1 protein-coding gene is annotated in these 373 nt (G+C 46.4%); it reads left to right on the top strand.

Annotation, left to right across the window (positions count from 1 at the left end; translation table 11 throughout):
* Positions 1-26 precede the first annotated feature (26 nt).
* The coding region (locus KH400_RS22320; RefSeq protein ID WP_217228377.1) for an ATP-binding cassette domain-containing protein at positions 27-373 on the top strand (347 nt) is incomplete at its 3' end.

Raw genomic sequence — 373 nt, 5'->3', positions numbered from 1 at the left:
AAGCCAGCCGGTAAGACATACGCTGAATGGCAATACGATCAATTGAAGGCATTAGACGAGGCATTGAAGAAATGACATTATTAACTGGCTCAAACATCGGGATGCAATTTGGCGACCGATGGCTGTACAAAAACGTTGATTTTAAACTAGAAAATGGGCACGTATTAGCACTGATTGGTGATAATGGTGTTGGAAAAACAACGTTACTTCGTGCGCTGTTAGGCCAGTTACCACTTTCTGCCGGTCAATTTGACTGGCAAACACCCGAAGCGGCACGTGCGATTAGCTACGTGCCCCAATATCGTCCAGATATGCAGGCGTTTCCGCTCCGTATCTCAGATTTCGTGGCTTTGAGTTTTGATCACGGCATGCG

This window comes from Desertibacillus haloalkaliphilus (genome assembly GCF_019039105.1).
GTDB lineage: Bacteria > Bacillota > Bacilli > Bacillales > KJ1-10-99 > Desertibacillus > Desertibacillus haloalkaliphilus.
Note: the sequence above shows the minus strand (reverse complement) of the source record. Positions and strands in the feature narration are given on the sequence as shown.